Source organism: Mesorhizobium sp. WSM1343 (assembly GCF_055901535.1).
Window position 1 is genome coordinate 2,273,092 of record NZ_CM148370.1, and the last position, 17,644, is coordinate 2,290,735.

Genomic DNA, 17,644 nt, shown 5'->3' on the forward strand with positions numbered 1-17,644 from the left:
CTATCCGAACAAACAGAAAGGGCGCCGCATCGCTGCGGCGCCCTTTCTGTTTGAATTGAAGGATTTTAGAACAGGCCTTCGATATTGCCGGCCTCATTGAGGAAGATCTTTTCCGAGGACGGCGCCCTCGGCAGGCCCGGCATGGTCATGACCTCGCCGCAGATGATGACGACGAAGCCGGCACCGGCCGAAAGCCTGACCTCGCGCACCGGCACGGTGTGGCCGGTCGGCGCGCCGCGCAGGTTCGGGTCGGTCGAGAAGGAATACTGGGTCTTGGCCATGCACACCGGCAAATGGCCGTAGCCGGCGTCTTCCCACGCCTTGAGCTGGTCGCGCACCGACTTGTCGGCGATCGCTTCCGAGCCGCGATAGATGCGCTGGACGATGGTGTTGATCTTCTCGAACAGCGGCATGGCATCGGGATAGAGCGGCGCGAACTGCGAGGCGCCGGATTCGGCCAGTGCCACCACCTTGTTGGCGAGATCCTCGATCCCGGCCGAGCCGTGTGCCCAGTGCTTGCACAGGATCGCTTCTTCGCCCATCGAGGCGACATAGTCCTTCATCGCCTGGATCTCGGCGTCGGTGTCGGAATAGAAATGGTTGATGGCAACCACCGCCGGCACGCCGAACTGCCTGATGTTCTCGATGTGGCGGCCAAGATTGGCGCAGCCCTTCTTCACCGCTTCGACGTTTTCCTTGCCGAGGTCTTCCTTCTTGACGCCGCCATTCATCTTCATGGCGCGCACGGTGGCGACGATGACCGCCGCTGCCGGCTTCAGGCCCGCCTTGCGGCACTTGATGTCGAAGAACTTTTCAGCACCCAAATCGGCGCCGAAGCCGGCTTCGGTGACGACATAGTCGGCGAGCTTGAGCGCCGTCGTGGTGGCGACGACCGAGTTGCAGCCATGCGCGATGTTGGCGAACGGCCCGCCATGCACGAAGGCCGGGTTGTTCTCCAGCGTCTGCACCAGGTTCGGCTGCATGGCGTCCTTCAGCAGCACAGCCATGGCGCCGTCGGCCTTGAGGTCGCGGGCATAGACGGCTGACTTGTCGCGGCGATAGGCGACGATGATGTCGCCGAGGCGCTTTTCCAGGTCCTTCAGGTCGGTCGACAGGCAGAGGATCGCCATCACTTCCGAGGCGACGGTGATGTCGAAACCGCCCTCGCGCGGGAAGCCGTTGGCGACGCCGCCGAGCGAGCAGATGATCTCGCGCAGCGCGCGGTCGTTCATGTCCATGACGCGGCGCCAGACGACCCGGCGGGTGTCGATGCCGAGCTCATTGCCCCAGTAGATGTGGTTGTCGATCAGCGCCGAAAGCAGGTTGTGCGCGGTGGTGATGGCGTGGAAGTCGCCGGTGAAGTGGAGGTTCATGTCCTCCATCGGCACGACCTGCGCATAGCCGCCGCCGGCGGCACCGCCCTTGACGCCGAAGTTCGGGCCGAGCGAAGCCTCGCGGATGCAGACGATCGCCTTCTTGCCGATGCGGTTCAGGCCGTCGCCGAGACCAACCGTGGTCGTGGTCTTGCCTTCGCCGGCCGGCGTCGGGTTGATGGCGGTTACGAGGATCAGCTTGCCGTCCTTGTTGCCCTTCACCGATTTGATGAATTCGGCTGATATCTTGGCCTTGTCGTGGCCGTAGGGCAGCAGGTGTTCGGTCGGGATGCCGATCTTCTGGCCGATCTCCTGGATCTGCTTTTTCCTGGCGCCGCGCGCGATCTCGATGTCGGACTTCACTTCGGCCATGACGGCTTTCCTCTGGATTGGACGGTGGAGGGGACGGGTTTGGTCTTACTGGCAAGCAGATTGGAACCGGGCGCGGGCATGTTCTAACCCTGTCGCTGCCGCGGCGTCAACTTGTATGCAACTATGTTTCCTCTTGAGAAAATTCTTCTGCGGACCGACCGACCTGTCGTCGGTTCTTCCTGGCTCCGTTGCCGCGCCGTATAGAAGCCAGAGGACGCGTCGTTCCGCCGTCTCAAAACAGCCGCACAATGCACGGAATGCGACAGAGGCGACGGCGCAAATTCACCATCGCCTGGTCCCTAATGGAACAGCGCTACTGCGTCAGAACGTTGCTGATTTCGACCATGTTGGAGCGCACCCTGAGCACATAGAAGCCCATCGTCGTCAGATGCGTCGGCAACAGCCAGCCATCCTCGCGGCCATTGGCGATGATGAAAGGCTGGATCTTCAGTGCCGAAACGAACTGCGAGTCCATCGTGTCCCAGAGGTTCTGCAGATGCTTTTCCTTGATGACGTCCTCGAAGTCGGCCTGGGCGCCCTTCATCAGGCCGTAATAGCCATAGAGCTGGCCATAGGCGAACCAGTAGCGGTCGTCGGCGCGGAAGTCGAACCAGCCATTGTTGTGGTTCTCGGCGCGTTCCTTGAGGATCGCCGAGGTCGAGCCGATGTCGGACGAGATGCGGTCGATATACTGTTTCAGATTGTCGGCGCGGGCGTCGAATGTCGCCTGGCAGGTGGCAAGGCGAGCGTTGAAGGAACGCAGCATGCGCACGGCGTCGCGATAGTAGCTCGGCGTCGGTGTCTTGGGGCCGAACGGGTTCAGGCCGAAATACCAGGTCTCCTCGTCGAACTGCAGGTTGCCGCGGGCATTCTGCAGATCGCTGTCGATCTGCGAGGTGGTGCGGACGCGGCCGAGATTGTCGGCGAGTTCGGTCGCCGTGCGCCGCACCGCCTGGTTGATGCCGCGCTGGAAGGAGGCCTTGTTGTCCATCCACGGCGTGTTGTCCCAGTCGACGCCGAACAGGCCGAGCTTGTAGAGGATCATCGACGAGATCCAGGCATTCTGGTTGACGTTGAAGTCGGTCAGGTCGGCGGCGATCTGGGCAATGCCGGAGTTGCCGCAGGTCTTGGCCGTGTCGGTGCCGGCGCCGGCGGAGACCTGTTCGCCAGCGGAGACATTGCGCTTCTCGAACGTGTAGGTGTCTGGATAGTTCGGGTTGAAATTGTTCCACCACTGGGTGGCGTAGAAGAAATTGGCATAGAGGCCGATCAGCACCAGCAGAGCAAGGCCGACCGCCGCCTTGAGGATCCAGCCGCGTTGCGTGTACCAGCGTCCGGCCCACAGGAACGGCCACAGGATGACGCCGATCAAAAGCCCGATACCGCGGCCGATCCACTGGAAAATGCGGGTGAAGAAGTTCACGATCGGATCGAGCATGGCTGTGTCACCCCCTCAAGCATGATGCCAAAAAGTTGCAGACTTTTTGGATAACATTATGCGCCAAAACAAGAAGTTAGAACGAAATAACGGTTCATTTCGTTCTAGTCAGTCAGGCCGTAGAGGCGCGTGCGAAACGCCACCTTGTCCTTCAAATATGTGGTTTTGAGAACGTCCACAACATGCGATCGCCAGGCGTCGCTGAAGCCGCCATAGTCCTTGTAGAAGCCGTCCTTGTTGAAGATGTAGCGCGAGACGAAGTCCGACGGCACGAAATCCGAGATCAGCCGGTTGGTCAGCCAGGCGTCAGGATGGTCAGGCTTGGCGCGGATCACCAGGAAGCGCTGCTGCGGGAAGACATCCTCGATCTTCAGGTGGCCGAGCTGGGCGATCTCGCGCTTGGCGGCGTTGAGGAAAGGGAAATTGCCGTCCCTGGTGATCAGGTCGGCATGGCTCTGGATCCAGGTCTGCAGCCAGACCTTGTCGACATTGGTCAAGTTGCGGTTCGGCTCGGCATCGCGGATCAGCGCGCGCACCACCATCTCGGCGCGGTGCTCGAGATAGCCCGAGGCCTCGACCCAGGAGGCGCGCGGCAACTCGATGCGGCCGGTGGTGGCGAGGAACTTGAACACCTTGTCGGCGTCGTTAATGGAGAGATAGCTGACCTGCCACGGCCGCGAACGGCGGAAGCCTGGCGCCGCAGGATCGCTGATCACCGTCGTCACATCCGGGTCGACGAAGACGTAAAGGCCACCGAAATGGCTGGTCCAGTAGGCGTTGTGGCGGAAGATCACCTGGTCGGGCACCAGCGCGTTCTCGCGGATGTCGCCGCAGATCTTGGCGAGCTCGACCATGCGGTTCAGCATGGCGCTGTCGCGCCAGGCGTCGGGCTCCTGCTTCAACCGGTCGACGAGCTTGCCGAGCTCGGCGGCCTTGCCCAGCACATCCTCAGCCGACAGCACCTTGAACTCGACCTGGCTGATCGACAGCAGGTCCTCGATATCGTTGACCTTGGGAACGGAATCCTCGATCTCGCCGTAGATGACATCCTTGATCGTCAGCGCATCGATGGCGCGCTGGTTCTTGGACATGAACTCGAACATCAGCTGCGAGGTGTTGGAGAAGGCGGTGTGCACCACCGGCAGGTCGATCTGCGACGGCGTCAGGATGATGAAACGGCGGTTGACCTCGTTGGGATCGAGATAGTCGTAGTCGTCGCATTCCTCGGCCACTTCGGGCGAAAAGCCGGTGCGATCGATCTGGAAGGTCTTCAGCTTGGTCGGCTTCAAGCCGAATGCGGCGAGCGCCTTGTTGTAGCGCTGGATCAGATGCGGCTCGTCGACCGTCAGCAGCCGGCCATAGATCAGCTCATTGTCGCGCAGGAGATCGGGTTTCTTGGCGGGGCTCATCTTCCCTTCTCCCACAAGGGGTGAAGGGAAGGCCGGCGCAGCTCACGCATTCCATAGCCCCTTCTTCTTCATCTCCTCCATCTCGCGCGCAGCCCGTTCGCGCAGGCGGGCGTCGCGCAGCAGTTTTTCCACGGCGGAGTCGTCGGACTTGTCGGAATAACGGAACTCCGAGTCGGCGTAGCGGTTGATCTCCTGCATGACCATGTCCATCGAGAACGGCCCGCGCAGTTCCTCGATCATCGCTTTCTTCTCGTCGTAGCCCTTGTGCATGAAGACTTCCGGCTTCTCGAACCAATCGTCGGGAAGCTCGATGTCCATGGCGCGCATCTTGATGGCGTCGGTGACATTCTTGATGGCGCGACCGGTGAAGCGGGGCTCGGCATCCTTGATCAGGTGCAGATAGGTGCCGATATCGGCCATCGATTTCGGCGCGCCGTTCTCCTTCATGTAGCGCTCGTAGACCTTCATCAGCCCATCTTCCTGCGGCTTCTCGTGCTCCTCATAGGCTTCGGTCACGGCGCGCTGGATTTCCTGCGCGGCGTAGAGGTCGTGTTCGCCGAGCGGGATCTTGTGGTTTTTCCCCGCCAGCAGGACAAAAATATCGATGTAGTCGTCGCGGCTCTGCGGCCCGTCGACCAGCCAGCGGGCGCCGGCGCGCTGGCGCAGCGCGTCGTCGACATTTTCGGGGTAGTTGGAGAACATGCCGAATGAGCAGTTGCCGCGCACCACGGTGGCGGCGCCGGCGAAGGCGTCCATCAAGACGCCTGTTATTTCCTGCTGGCCGGCCGAGGCGCGGTCGTCGGAGCGGCGCGCCGCCACCTGGTCGATGTCGTCGATGGTGCCGAAGCCGATGACGCGCGGGTTCAAGACATTGTTGATGAACTGGCGGCAGTTCTGGCCCGACTTGCCCTGGTAGGACGAGATCTGGTCGACGCCGAAATTCTCGTAGGCGAAGGGATAGCCGGCGACCTGGCAATAGCCGTTGACGAGGCCGGCGATCATCTGGATCAGCGTCGTCTTGCCGGTGCCGGGGGCGCCGTCGCCGATGAAGGTGAACAGGAAGCCGCCGAGCTCGACGAACGGATTGAGTTCGCGCTCGAAATCATAGGCCATCAGCATCTTGGCGAGCTTGACCGACTGGTATTTGGCGATGTGGTTGCCGACGACCTCTTCCGGCTTCTTGAAGGTCATCACCAGCGGTTTTGAGCGCTTGCCCGGCGCGACGTCGAAACCATCGAGAGTGAAATTGTCGGCATCGATGCGGATATGGGCGTTCTCGAACGGGCCGATGCCGTCGAAGCGGCCCTTGCGGGCCAGAAGCCCGTCGATGGCGACGCGGGCGAAGGCGCGTGCCCTTGTCATCAAATCGGCATCATCGGACGATCCCGAGATCGCCTTGTCGAGGCCAGCGAGGATCGACTTCACCGCATCCTGCGGCGTGTCGAACAGGAAGTCCGGTTCGGGGATGTCGTTGGGTGCCTCGCCGTCGCTGTCGATCAGCTGGAACAGGTAGGAGGCGAGGCTGAAGGCGGAGATGTAAGCCGAGGCCGACAGAAGCTTCTTGAAGGTGGCCGCTTCGTCGCCTTCGAGCGGCGCGCGGGTATTCCTGGCCTGCAGGCTTTCGAGGTCGGAGCCTTCGGCAAAGACGTCCGATATGGCCAGCGCGATCGCCGTGCCGCGCCGGGCGCGAAACAGGAGCGTGTGCTGCGGGATGGTCAGCAGCTGGTCGTCGGGATGAACGGCGCCGACGGTCTTGGCCAGCTCGACCTCGCGCGTGCGACGCACCGAGCCGACCGAGACGGTCGAGACGAAGCGGCGGTTGGTGCCGGCAAGCGCGGTGCCGGACTCCCGTGACGGGTCCTCAAGCACGACGATGCGGGTGATGAAGCTCTGCGCGGTGGCGCGGTGCTTCTCGATGGCGGCTTCCGGGATGGTGGTCAGGCCGGTATCCATGAAGGGTGCTCCGTGGTGTGACGGTCAGACGTCTGAGATGACCTGTCCGTTGGACAGGATATGAACCTTGTAGCCGGCAAAAATCTTCTGTGCTTCGCCGGCGGCGTAGAGTGCCTGATAGGCCTCGTGCGGAATCAGCGCATGGTTTTCATAGCTCGACACGCCCTGACGCGCGGCTTCCAGATCATCAGTGTTGATGAAGAATTCCTGCGTTGCCTTCTCACTCGAAAACAGGCCCTTGCGGCCGGGTTTCTCGCTCTTGGAATAGATCTCCTGGATCGTCCAGGTCAAAAGCCAGGCATTTTCCGGCTTGCGCACCTTGGCCAGAACCTCGGTCACCGTCGAATTGTTGTCGGTAATCCCCACCGAATAGAACGGGCCGAGCACGACGCGGCGCAGCTGCTTGGGGTGCAGCGGTTCGAAATCCTTGTCGAGGTTGACCGCGATGGTCGCCGGCGACAGCGTATAGGCGGAGTTCTTCTCGGTGAAATCGTCGAAACGATGGGCAAGCTCGGGATTGAGCAGGCCGTCGACCGGCAGCGGAATGTCGACCGTCTCGTTGAGTTTGCCGTTTCTGTCGACAAGCTGGCGGATCATCGCGTCGGAAGAATCCTCCACCGTCACCATGTAGACCAGAGGCAGGTTGGCGCTGCCGTCGAACGTCGCCCAATGGACGAGATAATAGGGCCGTCCCGTCTTCGGATTGACCGAGACTTTGGCGGTTTGCGCCAGCGTGAAGGGACCGAAGGTGTTCTCGCTTTTCACGTCCTCGAGATAGAGCCGCTCGGCCATCGATTTCTGCAGCGCCTCGGGGAATTCCTTGTGGCGCAGGATGAAGTCGGCCATTTCCTCGCGCAATTCGCCGGCGAGCGGGATGTTGGCAAGCCGCGCGTCGGCCTGGCGGCGGTCGTTTTCCAGTTCGAGCAGGTTCTGGAACACCGGGAATCCGCTTTCGGCCCGCGAAATGCGGAACGTATCCATGAAGCCCAGCCGGTTGCGCCAGCAGGAAAACGACTTGTCGAGCCGGGCGATGTATTCGGCGACGATCTTGGCGACGATGCCGTGCCGGTAAAGCGGCGAGCGATCGTCGCGCATGAACACTTCAAGGCCGCTCAGCGCGGCCGTGATGGCGGAGAAATATCGTGCCGCCGCTTCGTTTTCGGGGGTCATGCCTGTGCGCTCGCGGGCAGTCCTATCACCCCTAAGACTGCACGTAGTTTGCCGAATTGTGCTTCTTCAGCACCTCGTTGAAGCGGCGGGCAAAGGCATCGTCGGCCAGCTTCTTGCGGCGCTGGATGTCGGCGGTGGCGACCATGTTCTTCTCGTGCATCTCGAGTAGGTCGCCGATGTGTTTTTGCGAAGCAGCACCGATGCCGGCCATGGTTTCCTCGGCGGTGTTGTCGACCTGGCTGCCCAGCGTGTTGATCTTGTGGGCGACGTCCTGCTGGGCGGCGGTCTTCAGCGAATCTTCCAGCGCCTTGTAGAGCACGATGCGCTGCTCGGTATCGATGGTCAGCTTGTTGATCAGCGTCGATTGCGCGGCGATCTGGTTGTTGAGCGAATCGACGAAGGTCTGGAACATCGAGGTGTAGCGCTCGAGCGTCTGGCTCTCGGCCAGCAGCTCCTGCTCCTTGGCCTGCTTTTCGTTGTATTCCGTCGCCAGCTTGGAGCGTTCGCCTTCGAGCTGCGTGCGGTCCTTCTGGCTGGTCGAAGCGGCGATCTTGTTTTCGATGTCGAGCAGCATCGGGTTGAGCTCCTCGATGCGCTTCTGCACGGCTTCGAGGTTGGTCATGGTGGTCTTGCGGCGCTCGATCACCTGCGACAGGCTGGTTTCCGAGGTCTTGTAGCGCTGGTCGAGGACCTCTTTCTGCGCCTTCAATATGCCGACGATGGTGTCGGATTTGACCAGCAGTTCCTGCAGGTTGCCCGCCAGCGACATGTTGCGGACGCGGTCGGTGCGCATGCGCTGCTTGCTCTGGCTGGAGAAGATACCGATGAATTTTTCCCAGCCGGTGTAGTTCTTCATGCTCTCGAACTCGGAGCCGAAGACGTTGGTGGCGTCCTCCAGGCCGATGATCAGGTCGGCAATGTTGCCTTCCATCACCTTTTGCTGCTTCAGCACATCCTCGATGCGGGCGTTCTCGAGGTCGAAATTGGCGTCGCCGATCTTCTTGTCCGATGTGGCGAGCGTATCAAGCATGGTGCCGGACTGCTCGATCTTGGAGCGCATGTCCTGCACGACCTGCTTGGTCTTGGCAATTTCGGCGTCGAAATTCTGCAATGTCGCCATTGGGGCCTCCCGCTTCGGCATGACGTCGCTGGTCGCGAACAGCGGCGAATATATGTGGGGCATCGGGGGATTGAAAGACGTGAAGACAAGGGCGGCGTGAAAACAAAAGAATCCATCAGGGTCTTGAAAACCAGTGAAGGCGGGGGCCTGGCGTGATTAGCTTGCCTGCCAGCCGTAGTTCAGCTGTCATTGAACTTTCATGCGGCAAGCCGATGGCGCACGGATGCCTTTGTATTCGGCAAATCACTGAAGCAATCGCGGCCGCGATATGCGACGGGAAAGCCGGTTTTACAGAGCTGACGAACAGCGGATCAGGGCTTGGGATCGGCCTTCAGATAGGCGATGACATTGGCGATGTCGTCGTCATTGGTCAGGCCGCCGAAGGCCATCTTGTTGCCCGGCACCTTCAGCTTTGGGGCCTTGAGATACTCGGCGAGATTGGCTTCATCCCAGACCAGGCCGGCGGCGCCGGCACTCTTCATCGCCTCGGAATAGTGGTCAAGAAAGCTCTCGGCGCTGCCGGCGGTGCGGCCAACGACGCCCAACAGATGCGGACCGACCTTGTCGCGGTCGGTGGCTGCGTCATGGCAGGCCATGCATCGGTTGAAGACCTTCTTGCCCAGGGCAGGATCACCGCCGGCATGGGCTACGAGCGAGCTGGCAAGGAGAAGGATACTGGCGAACGAAGCGGCTCGAAGCATGGCTGACCCCGGGGAGCTCTGGCTGGCTGCGTTATAGTACCGAGGCCTTAAGAAACGCTGCATAGGACCGGGGTCAAGGCCGCCGACCGTCAGCCCTTGATAAAGCCGATGAAGTCGTCTGGCGCGGCGCGGCCCATCTCTTCCTCCCAGTGGCGGCGGCAGAGCGAGACATAGACATCCTTGCCGATCGCCACCTGCTCGCCCTGGCGCGCCACCTTGCCATCGGGGCCGAGGCGCACGACCATCGTCGCCTTGCGGCCGCATCGGCAGATGGTGCGCACTTCGCGCAAATCGTCGGCGATGGCCAGCAGCGCGCGCGAGCCAGAAAACAGCTTGCCCTGGAAATCGGTGCGCAGGCCGTAGCACATGACCGGGATGTTCAGCCGGTCGGCGATGCGGGCGAGCTGCCAGACCTGCTCTTCCTCGAGGAACTGCGCCTCGTCGACGAAGACGCAATGCACCGACGTATGCGCGTGATGAGCGGCGACTCGGGCGAACAGATCGTCGCCGTCGCGAAACATCTCGGCTTCCGTCTCCAGGCCTATGCGCGACGAGATCAGGCCTGTATCGCCCTTGCGGTAGTGGCCGGCGACGAACAGCATCGTGCCCATGCCGCGCTCGCGGTAATTGTAAGAGGCCTGCAAGAGCATCGTCGTCTTGCCGGCGTTCATCGTCGCGTAGTGGAAGTAAAGCTTGGCCATGCCGCTCTTTTAAGCCGACTTGGCCTGACACGGGGAGGGGCCAGAGCGGCATTCCCCTGAAAAAGCCGGCTGGCCAGACAAAAGCGCCTGATGTGTCGCTGATTGGCCAGCCCGCGCCGTTGATCGTGATTGTCTTAATGCTTGAAACCACACCAGAATGGTGTTTGGCTGACGAAACAAGGCGGGCATAGAAACCGTAGCTACGCTTCGCCAAAGAATCACAATGGGAGACTGTCTATGTCGCGTATGAACTCTTTCGTCGCCGGCCTCGGCCTGGCGGCTTTTTTGTCAACCAGCGCTGCCTACGCCGGTGATCCGGCAAGCTGCAAGGCGGTGCGCCTTTCCGACGTCGGCTGGACCGACATCCAGGCGACGACCGGCGTCGCCTCCGTGCTGCTGACCGCGCTCGGCTATGAGCCGCAAACGATCCAGCTGTCGGTGCCGGTGACCATGGCGTCGCTGAAGAACAAGGATCTCGACGTGTTCCTCGGCAACTGGATGCCGTCGATGACCAACGACATCAAGGACTATACAGCCGACGGTTCGGTCGAGACGATCAGCACCAACCTGACCGGCGCCGGCTACGGCATCGTCGTGCCGACCTATGTCGCCGACGCCGGCGTCAAATCGCTGACCGATATCGGCAAGTTCAAGGACAAGTTCAACGGCAAGATCTATGGCATCGAGGCCGGCAATGACGGCAACCGCATCATCCTCGACATGATCAAGAACCCGAAGGACAATCTCGAAGGCTTCGAGCTGGTCGAATCCTCGGAAGCCGGCATGCTGACGCAGGCCGAGCAGTCGATGAAGAACAATGAATGGATCGCCTTCCTCGGCTGGACGCCGCATCCGGTGATGGGCGCCATGAAGATCACCTATCTCGACGGCATGGGCGACAGCGGCTTCGGCGCCGCCACCGTCTACACCAATGTGCGCAAGGGCTACACCACCGAATGCCCGAACGCCGGCAAGTTCATCGCCAACCTGAAGTTCAACCTGGACATGGAAGGCGAGATGATGGACGCGATCCTCAAGGGCGGCGACGCCAATACGGTTGCAACCGACTGGCTGAAGAAGCACCCGGATGCCGTTGCCCCGTGGATAGCCGGCGTGACTACCTTCGACGGCGGTGACGCTGCCGCCGCCATCAAGACCGCGCTCGGAAGCTGAGCCGACTGAATTCGGCAAAGCCGAACCAGGAAGGGCAGCCATCTTAGAAAAGGCTGCCCTTTTTCATATCCTGTGACAAGATGACGACGGTCGAGGCCGAGGGGCAGGGCGGTCTCCTGCACGAGAGGGGCGATATGGATCCGATTTCGAAATTCATGGTCGATCACAAGATTCCGATCGGCGCCTGGGGAAAGGCCTTCTTCGGTTTCCTCACCGACAATTTCGACACTGTGTTCAGGGCCTTTTCGAATGGCCTCAATTTCCTGCTGGATGGGCTGGTCGGCATCCTCTTGATGGTGCCGCCGGTGCTGCTGGCGCTGATCATCGCTGTTATCGCCTGGCTGCTGCAACGCTCGCGACCGCTTGCCATCGGCGTCTTTCTCGGCCTGATCTTCATCATCAACCAGAACCTTTGGAAGCAGACGGTGCAGACGCTGGTGCTGGTCGTCGCGGCCGCTGCCATGGCCATGGCCATCGGCGTGCCGCTCGGCATCTGGGCAGCGCACAAGCCGAAGGTCTACCGCGTCATGCTGCCGGTGCTCGACCTGATGCAGACGCTGCCGACCTTCGTCTACCTGATCCCGGTGCTGACGCTGTTCGGCCTCGGCAACGCGCCCGGCCTCATCGTCACCATCATCTTCGTCATTCCGACCGCGGTCCGGCTCACGCATCTGGGCGTCGTCTCGGTGCCGAAGTCGATCGTCGAGGCCGGCGAGGCTTTCGGCGCCACCAAGAGCCAGCTGCTGTGGAAGGTGGAACTGCCGTCGGCGCTGCCCACCATCATGGCCGGCCTGACGCAATCGATCATGCTGTCGCTGTCGATGGTGGTGTTTGCCGCATTGATCGGCGCCGGCGGGCTCGGCACCGAGATCAACCGGGCGCTCGGCTCGCGCCGCATCGACCTCGGGCTTGAGGCGGGGCTTGCCATCGTCGTTTTGGCCATCGTGCTCGACCGGATGACCCGCATCGCCGTTGGAGGCAAGAAATGACCGTCGCCGTCGATTTCAGGAACGTCGATATCGTCTTCGGCGCCGACCAGGCCGGATCGCTGAAGATGATCGACGCCGGCGCCAGCCGCGCCGAGATCCTCGAAAAGACCGGCAATGTACTGGGCTGCGCCGGCGCCAGCCTGACCGTGAACGAGGGCGAGATCTCCGTTCTGATGGGCCTCTCCGGTTCGGGCAAGTCGACATTGCTGCGGGCGGTCAACCGGCTCAACGTGGTGTCGCGCGGCCAGGTGCTGGTCAAGGATGGCGACAAGACCGTCGATGTCGTCACCTGCGACGAGGCGACCTTGCGGCGCCTGCGCCAGAAACAGGTGGCGATGGTGTTCCAGCAGTTCGGCCTTTTGCCCTGGCGCACGGTGGAGGAGAATGTCGGTCTCGGCCTCGAACTGGCCGGCGTCCCGGAAGCCGAACGCAAGGAGCGCGTCCAACGCCAGCTCAAGCTGGTCAATCTCGACCAGTGGTCGAAGAAATATGCGCATGAGCTTTCGGGCGGCATGCAGCAGCGCGTCGGCCTGGCGCGGGCCTTCGCCACCGAGGCGCCGATCCTGTTGATGGATGAGCCGTTCTCGGCGCTCGACCCGCTCATCCGCACCAAGCTGCAGGACGAATTGCTGCAGCTGCAGGCTGAATTGAAGAAGACCATCATCTTCGTCAGCCACGACCTCGAGGAGGCGCTGAAGATCGGCTCCCACATCACCATCATGGAGGGTGGGCGCATCGTGCAAACCGGCGCGCCCGAAGACATCGTGCTGCGGCCCGCCAACGACTATGTCCGAGACTTCATCGCCAATGTGAACCCGCTGTCGGTGCTGACCGCCTGGAACGTGATGCGCGACCGTCGCGATCTGGAGCACGGCAAGGACGGCTGGGTCTGGCTCGACCGCCGCAAGACGACGCGCTTCAAGATCGACGATCACGGGCTGGTGGCGGCGGCTGAACGCGACGGCAAGCCGGCGGTCTGGGTGTCGTGCGCCGACGTTGAAGGCCAATCCGAGGAAGCCGCGCAAGTGTTCTGGGCCAACCCGGGCACCTCGCTGAAAACCGTCATGCTGGCCATGCACCGTTCGCAGACCGCTCCGGTAGCGCTGTTTGACGACCAGTCGCGCTTCGTCGGCGCCATCGGCATTCGCGACGTGCTGAGCGCGGTGTTGCGGCGGTAGTTTCTCCGGAATCCAACGGCGGCGAGGCGCGGCGACCGGGCGCGCCTTGTTTTTATGCCGCCAGCGGCAGGCGCAGTTGCGTCAGCAGGCCGCCGCCGGGATTGTTGGACAGGCGGATCTCGCCACCTGCGGCGCGCGCGATGTTGCGGGCAATGGTCAGGCCGAGACCAAGACCGCCGGTCTGGCGGTTGCGCGATTGTTCGAGGCGCACGAACGAGCCGAACACGGCGTCGATCTGCGCCTGCGGTATGCCAGGCCCTTCATCGCGGATGGTGAGCAGGATCATGTCCTCCGACCGGCGCAGCGAAAGATGCGCCTTCTTGCCGTAGGTGACCGCGTTCTGCACCAGATTGGTGACGCAGCGCTTGAGCGCGACCGGCCGCGCCATGCAGATCAGCCCGCGCGAACGGGTCTCGTCGTCGAACGATACGTCGTCATAGCCGTCGGCGATCGATTCCACGAGCGACCAGAAATCGATGCGTTCGTTCTTTTCCTCGGTCACTTCGAAGGTGGCAAAGTCGATCACCGAACTGGCAATGCTCTCGACATCGGCGAGATCGTGGGCCAGCGCCTCGCGGACCGCCGATTTGCGCAACAGCTCCAGGCGCAGGCGCATCCTGGTCATCGGCGTGCGCAGGTCATGCGCCAGTGCCGCCGCCAGATGTTCGCGGTCCTCGACATATTCGCGCAATCTCGCCTGCATGGCATTGATCGCCTTGGCGGCGGCACGCACCTCGCGGCTGCCGCTCTCGGCGATCGGCGGGCTCTTCAGATCCTTGCCGATCCGGTTCACGGCGGTTTCCATCATCCGGTAGGGCGCCGTCAGCCGGCGCAGCGACCAGATCGACATGATCACCACCAGCCCTGCGATCAGCGAATAGAGCGGCAGGCTGTCGAAGCTCAGGATCGGGCCGACGGGCGTGATCGGTTCGGTGAAATTCAGCCATTGGCCGTCGGCGAAGCGCAGCGATGCCGTCAGCTTGTCGCTCTGGGCGAAGTCGGCGGCCAGCACCAGAAGGTCGCGCTCGACCTGGCCGATGTCGGGTCCTGGCGTCGTGCCGTCCGCGTCGTCGGCCTCGCGCGTCGCCGGATCGCGGCGCACGCGTGCATCGGTGATGCCGAATTTGGACAGCCGGCCGACGAGGATGTCTTCGAGTTCGGCCAGTTCGTCATCGCCGGCGATCGACGAAGTGACCGCCGGCGTGTCCGAAACGGTGAGCGCGTAGGTGGAGTTGAACAGGCCGGTCGCCGTCGCCTTGCGCTCGTCCGGACTGGCGTCATGCATGAGCTGCACCAGCGAGAAGGCACGGTCGTTGAGCCGGTAGAGGTCGACGACGTCGTTGGCGGCAGCGCGGTCGCGCGAGACGATGTAGAGGGTCGCGACCTGGCTGATCAGCAGGCCGGCAATGACGATCAGCAGCACCCAGACAGGCAAGGTCTGCGGCAGGAAACGTCTCATTCGGAGGTCGTCTCGGGCAGGAACTGGTAGCCGCCGCTGCGTACGGTCAGGATCAGCTTGGGCGTCTTCGGGTCGTCCTCCATCTTGCGCCGCAACCGGCTGACCAGGATGTCGATGCTGCGGTCGAAGGAATAGTCGCTGTCGCCGCCGGACAGTTCGATGAGCTGGTCGCGGGTCAGCACACGCTGCGCACTCTTGACGAAGGTCTGCAGCAGGTTGAATTCGGCCATGGTCAGCTCGACCCTGACATCGTCGGGTGCGATCAGCCGGCGCCGGGCACAGTCCATCGTCCAGCCGGCGAAGCGGTAGATCTGCTTGGTGGTGGCGCGCTTCGGCTCGGCGGCGCCATTGCGCCTGAGCACGGCCCGGATGCGCGCCAAAAGCTCGCGCGGGTCGAAGGGCTTGGGCACATAGTCGTCGGCGCCCATTTCCAGGCCGACGACGCGGTCGGTCGTCTCGGTGACGGCGGTCAGCATGATGATCGGCGTCGAATACTGGGCGCGCAGGTCGCGGCACAGCTCCAGCCCGCTTTTGCCGGGCAGCATCACGTCGAGGACGATGAGGTCCACCTGGACGCGCCGCAGGATGGTCTCCATCTCGATGCCGTCGGCGGCAACCGAGGTGTGCAGGCCCCGCTTCTGGAAGAATTCCTGCAGCAGGTCGCGGATGCCCTTATCGTCGTCGACGATCAGTATGTGTGCATCGGATTTCACAGCAGCCCTGTCATTGTTGCCAAGCCCTTCTGTCTTTGATTGCCAAGCCCTTCGGTCGCAACCCACACGATAGAATTCAGGCCATATGTTGGCCAGTGGCTATGATGGGGTTCACACCGGCTTTCTCAGACACACTCCAGAAACAAAATTCTACAGTTCAGAAAAACTCCTGAAAAATTTCAAAGGCATAACTGATCTCGTGGCGGTCAGGTCATCGGCTGCGACGCTAGTCTCCGGGTTTACGGATAAACCGATGCCAAGGTTGTCGATCAGTTTGTTGGGTGCGTTGCTGGGCTTCTGCCTGGTCACTGCCGCTGTCGGACAATCGGACGCAAAGGCGACGCTCACAACCCGGAGCGAACGGTGCGCCAATCTCAGCCACCAATTTGATGAAGCCCTCGAAACCCATGCCACGGCAACGCAGGTCACCGCGGCAAAGGCACTTCAGAGAAAGGGCAACCGGTACTGCGCCGCCAAGAAACAGGCACAGGGCATCCGGATGCTCGCCAATGCTTTGAAGCTGCTTGGAGTGACGCCGAACGACCCGGTTCAGTAACGCTCCGAAACTTGACCCGCATAAAAAGGAAACGAAGCCATGAAAAAGTCCATCCTCTCCGCAACCGGTCTCGCCGTCGCTCTCGCTTTCGCGATGCCGGCTCTCGGCAACGCCGCCGCCACCACGACCGCTGCTCCGGCTGCTTCGACGACCACCGCTCCGGCGACTGCCGCTCCGGCCAAGGCTGCTCCCAAGAAGGTCGTCAAGAAGACCGTCAAGAAGCACAAGAAGGCTGCTGAGAAGGCCGTCAAGAAGGACGCCCCGAAGACCTGATAAGGTCCGGCATAAAATGCCGGCCTGTTGACCAAGGCCGCTCCAGCTGGTTTCGGTTGGAGCGGCCTTCTTCCTGTCCGAGCCGCTGAAGCCCTGACATTGGCGATGCAGCGGTCGATGGGTTCAACTGATCTTTGGCGAAGTCTGGCACCGGCAGCTTCCGCCTTGACTGACACTTAACCCGTTTGCAACGCCGGCCGTGTAGGACAATCCGCATGAAGAAGCGGCTTTCGTCCATTTTGCGCTCGATGGTGATCGGCGGTCTGGTTGCCACCGGCCTCGCCAGAGTGCTTATCCTGTTCACCGCCAGCCCGGTCCCCGATCCGGCCAGCGGACGCACCGAGCCTTCGCTGTTCGCGCCGGCGATTTCCACCAACTGGGACTACATAACGCCGGCACAGACCTGGCTGCTGGTCGTGCTGACCGGCGCGACGTTGATCTGCGTCGCCGCGTGGCCGATCGCGACCTGGCTGGAACGCCGGGCGGATGCCGGCGGAAACCGTTTTCGGTCCGATATACCGCCCGCTGCGGCCGTGCGGCAGATTCCCGGCCGTCGCATGTTCGGCCGCCAAGGCCGTTGAACGGCAACCGACACCTTCCCACATGATTGTGAATGGCCGCGTCGGCGGACACCGGTTTCGCGCGTCGATCAAAATGGACGACCGGTTTCACCGGTGCCAGAATGGCGGTCACATCGCTTACGCAAAACTGTCGGTTCCGATGCCCGAAATCACCACAAAACCGCGTACCCAGATCAAGCCGCAAGTCGAACGGCCAAAACTCTACAAGGTCATCCTCATCAACGACGATTTCACGCCGCGCGAATTCGTGGTGACGGTGCTGAAGGGCGAGTTCAAACTCAGCGAGGACCAAGCGCACCGGGTGATGATCACTGCGCATCGGCGTGGCGTCTGCGTCGTCGCCGTGTTCACCAAGGATGTCGCCGAGACCAAGGCGACGCGCGCCACCGAAGCCGGCAAGGCCAAGGGCTATCCGCTGATGTTCACGACGGAGCCGGAGGAGTAGAGCAGGGGGCTTTCCCTTCTCCCACAACAAGGGAGAAGGA

Annotated in this window: 17 protein-coding genes; 7 read left to right on the top strand and 10 right to left on the bottom strand. The window is 62.0% G+C overall.

All coding sequences use genetic code 11. From position 1 onward, the window contains the following. Positions 1 to 65: 65 nt before the first annotated feature. The 8 genes from AC0NIL_RS10895 to AC0NIL_RS10930 all read right to left on the bottom strand — a co-directional run bounded on the left by AC0NIL_RS10895 (position 66) and on the right by AC0NIL_RS10930 (position 10,237). Positions 66 to 1,745, bottom strand: coding sequence for a formate--tetrahydrofolate ligase (locus AC0NIL_RS10895; protein WP_013529948.1), 1,680 nt, complete (start codon positions 1,743 to 1,745; stop codon positions 66 to 68). A 313-nt stretch (positions 1,746 to 2,058) separates the two neighbouring features. Beyond that, positions 2,059 to 3,183, bottom strand: a complete 1,125-nt coding sequence (locus AC0NIL_RS10900) for a DUF2333 family protein (RefSeq protein WP_275952417.1) — start codon at positions 3,181 to 3,183, stop codon at positions 2,059 to 2,061. 104 nt (positions 3,184 to 3,287) lie between these two features. After that, on the bottom strand, positions 3,288 to 4,592 hold the full coding sequence (locus AC0NIL_RS10905) for a DUF6638 family protein (protein WP_224675194.1): 1,305 nt from the start codon (positions 4,590 to 4,592) through the stop codon (positions 3,288 to 3,290). Between the two features lie 42 nt (positions 4,593 to 4,634). After that, positions 4,635 to 6,545, bottom strand: coding sequence for an AAA family ATPase (locus AC0NIL_RS10910; RefSeq protein WP_473573578.1), 1,911 nt, complete (start codon positions 6,543 to 6,545; stop codon positions 4,635 to 4,637). A 24-nt stretch (positions 6,546 to 6,569) separates the two neighbouring features. Next, positions 6,570 to 7,715, bottom strand: coding sequence for a hypothetical protein (locus tag AC0NIL_RS10915; RefSeq protein WP_473573577.1), 1,146 nt, complete (start codon positions 7,713 to 7,715; stop codon positions 6,570 to 6,572). Between the two features lie 31 nt (positions 7,716 to 7,746). Further along, positions 7,747 to 8,835, bottom strand: a complete 1,089-nt coding sequence (locus AC0NIL_RS10920; protein WP_473573576.1) for a hypothetical protein — start codon at positions 8,833 to 8,835, stop codon at positions 7,747 to 7,749. A gap of 311 nt (positions 8,836 to 9,146) precedes the next feature. Continuing rightward, positions 9,147 to 9,536: a c-type cytochrome gene (locus AC0NIL_RS10925; protein WP_473573575.1), complete on the bottom strand. Its 390-nt coding sequence runs from the start codon at positions 9,534 to 9,536 to the stop codon at positions 9,147 to 9,149. An 89-nt stretch (positions 9,537 to 9,625) separates the two neighbouring features. Next, on the bottom strand, positions 9,626 to 10,237 hold the full coding sequence (locus AC0NIL_RS10930; RefSeq protein ID WP_013529955.1) for a thymidine kinase: 612 nt from the start codon (positions 10,235 to 10,237) through the stop codon (positions 9,626 to 9,628). Positions 10,238 to 10,474: 237 nt separating this feature from the next. Between AC0NIL_RS10930 and AC0NIL_RS10935 the strand changes: the two genes are divergently transcribed. The 3 genes from AC0NIL_RS10935 to choV all read left to right on the top strand — a co-directional run bounded on the left by AC0NIL_RS10935 (position 10,475) and on the right by choV (position 13,577). After that, a complete protein-coding gene (locus tag AC0NIL_RS10935) occupies positions 10,475 to 11,410 on the top strand; it encodes a choline ABC transporter substrate-binding protein (protein ID WP_013529956.1) in 936 nt (311 codons plus the stop codon). Between the two features lie 134 nt (positions 11,411 to 11,544). Further along, a complete protein-coding gene (gene choW, locus AC0NIL_RS10940) occupies positions 11,545 to 12,399 on the top strand; it encodes a choline ABC transporter permease subunit (RefSeq protein WP_013529957.1) in 855 nt (284 codons plus the stop codon). Further along, positions 12,396 to 13,577, top strand: coding sequence for a choline ABC transporter ATP-binding protein (gene choV / locus AC0NIL_RS10945; RefSeq protein ID WP_024504539.1), 1,182 nt, complete (start codon positions 12,396 to 12,398; stop codon positions 13,575 to 13,577). The genes choW and choV overlap by 4 nt, the downstream gene beginning before the upstream one ends. A 52-nt stretch (positions 13,578 to 13,629) precedes the next feature. Here the strand turns inward: choV and AC0NIL_RS10950 are convergent, their stop codons facing one another. Both AC0NIL_RS10950 and AC0NIL_RS10955 read right to left on the bottom strand, forming a co-directional pair. Beyond that, the gene (locus AC0NIL_RS10950) at positions 13,630 to 15,036 is read right to left on the bottom strand and encodes an ATP-binding protein (protein WP_024504540.1); all 1,407 of its coding nucleotides are present in this window, start codon (positions 15,034 to 15,036) and stop codon (positions 13,630 to 13,632) included. After that, positions 15,033 to 15,749, bottom strand: a complete 717-nt coding sequence (locus AC0NIL_RS10955) for a response regulator (protein WP_013529960.1) — start codon at positions 15,747 to 15,749, stop codon at positions 15,033 to 15,035. Before AC0NIL_RS10955 ends, AC0NIL_RS10950 begins: the two co-directional genes overlap by 4 nt. Positions 15,750 to 16,002: 253 nt before the next feature. Here AC0NIL_RS10955 and AC0NIL_RS10960 point away from each other — a divergent pair, with 253 nt between their 5' ends. The 4 genes from AC0NIL_RS10960 to clpS all read left to right on the top strand — a co-directional run bounded on the left by AC0NIL_RS10960 (position 16,003) and on the right by clpS (position 17,604). Continuing rightward, positions 16,003 to 16,305, top strand: coding sequence for a hypothetical protein (locus AC0NIL_RS10960; RefSeq protein WP_024504541.1), 303 nt, complete (start codon positions 16,003 to 16,005; stop codon positions 16,303 to 16,305). Between the two features lie 39 nt (positions 16,306 to 16,344). Then, a complete protein-coding gene (locus AC0NIL_RS10965; protein ID WP_013529962.1) occupies positions 16,345 to 16,578 on the top strand; it encodes a hypothetical protein in 234 nt (77 codons plus the stop codon). Positions 16,579 to 16,793: 215 nt separating this feature from the next. Then, a complete protein-coding gene (locus AC0NIL_RS10970; protein ID WP_013529963.1) occupies positions 16,794 to 17,159 on the top strand; it encodes a hypothetical protein in 366 nt (121 codons plus the stop codon). A 139-nt stretch (positions 17,160 to 17,298) separates the two neighbouring features. Then, positions 17,299 to 17,604 carry an ATP-dependent Clp protease adapter ClpS gene (gene clpS / locus AC0NIL_RS10975; RefSeq protein WP_224621525.1) on the top strand — a complete coding sequence of 102 codons (306 nt, stop codon included), beginning with the start codon at positions 17,299 to 17,301 and terminating at the stop codon, positions 17,602 to 17,604. The last annotated feature ends 40 nt before the right edge of the window (positions 17,605 to 17,644 follow it).

Bases quoted from the DNA above. Each gene is read 5' to 3' on its own strand.
- AC0NIL_RS10895 (WP_013529948.1), bottom strand. From the start codon at position 1,745: ATGGCCGAAGTGAAGTCCGACATCGAGATCGCGCGCGGCGCCAGGAAA.
- AC0NIL_RS10900 (WP_275952417.1), bottom strand. From the start codon at position 3,183: ATGCTCGATCCGATCGTGAACTTCTTCACCCGCATTTTCCAGTGGATC.
- AC0NIL_RS10905 (WP_224675194.1), bottom strand. From the start codon at position 4,592: ATGAGCCCCGCCAAGAAACCCGATCTCCTGCGCGACAATGAGCTGATC.
- AC0NIL_RS10910 (WP_473573578.1), bottom strand. From the start codon at position 6,545: ATGGATACCGGCCTGACCACCATCCCGGAAGCCGCCATCGAGAAGCAC.
- AC0NIL_RS10915 (WP_473573577.1), bottom strand. From the start codon at position 7,715: ATGACCCCCGAAAACGAAGCGGCGGCACGATATTTCTCCGCCATCACG.
- AC0NIL_RS10920 (WP_473573576.1), bottom strand. From the start codon at position 8,835: ATGGCGACATTGCAGAATTTCGACGCCGAAATTGCCAAGACCAAGCAG.
- AC0NIL_RS10925 (WP_473573575.1), bottom strand. From the start codon at position 9,536: ATGCTTCGAGCCGCTTCGTTCGCCAGTATCCTTCTCCTTGCCAGCTCG.
- AC0NIL_RS10930 (WP_013529955.1), bottom strand. From the start codon at position 10,237: ATGGCCAAGCTTTACTTCCACTACGCGACGATGAACGCCGGCAAGACG.
- AC0NIL_RS10935 (WP_013529956.1), top strand. From the start codon at position 10,475: ATGTCGCGTATGAACTCTTTCGTCGCCGGCCTCGGCCTGGCGGCTTTT.
- choW (WP_013529957.1), top strand. From the start codon at position 11,545: ATGGATCCGATTTCGAAATTCATGGTCGATCACAAGATTCCGATCGGC.
- choV (WP_024504539.1), top strand. From the start codon at position 12,396: ATGACCGTCGCCGTCGATTTCAGGAACGTCGATATCGTCTTCGGCGCC.
- AC0NIL_RS10950 (WP_024504540.1), bottom strand. From the start codon at position 15,036: ATGAGACGTTTCCTGCCGCAGACCTTGCCTGTCTGGGTGCTGCTGATC.
- AC0NIL_RS10960 (WP_024504541.1), top strand. From the start codon at position 16,003: ATGCCAAGGTTGTCGATCAGTTTGTTGGGTGCGTTGCTGGGCTTCTGC.
- AC0NIL_RS10965 (WP_013529962.1), top strand. From the start codon at position 16,345: ATGAAAAAGTCCATCCTCTCCGCAACCGGTCTCGCCGTCGCTCTCGCT.
- AC0NIL_RS10970 (WP_013529963.1), top strand. From the start codon at position 16,794: ATGAAGAAGCGGCTTTCGTCCATTTTGCGCTCGATGGTGATCGGCGGT.
- clpS (WP_224621525.1), top strand. From the start codon at position 17,299: ATGCCCGAAATCACCACAAAACCGCGTACCCAGATCAAGCCGCAAGTC.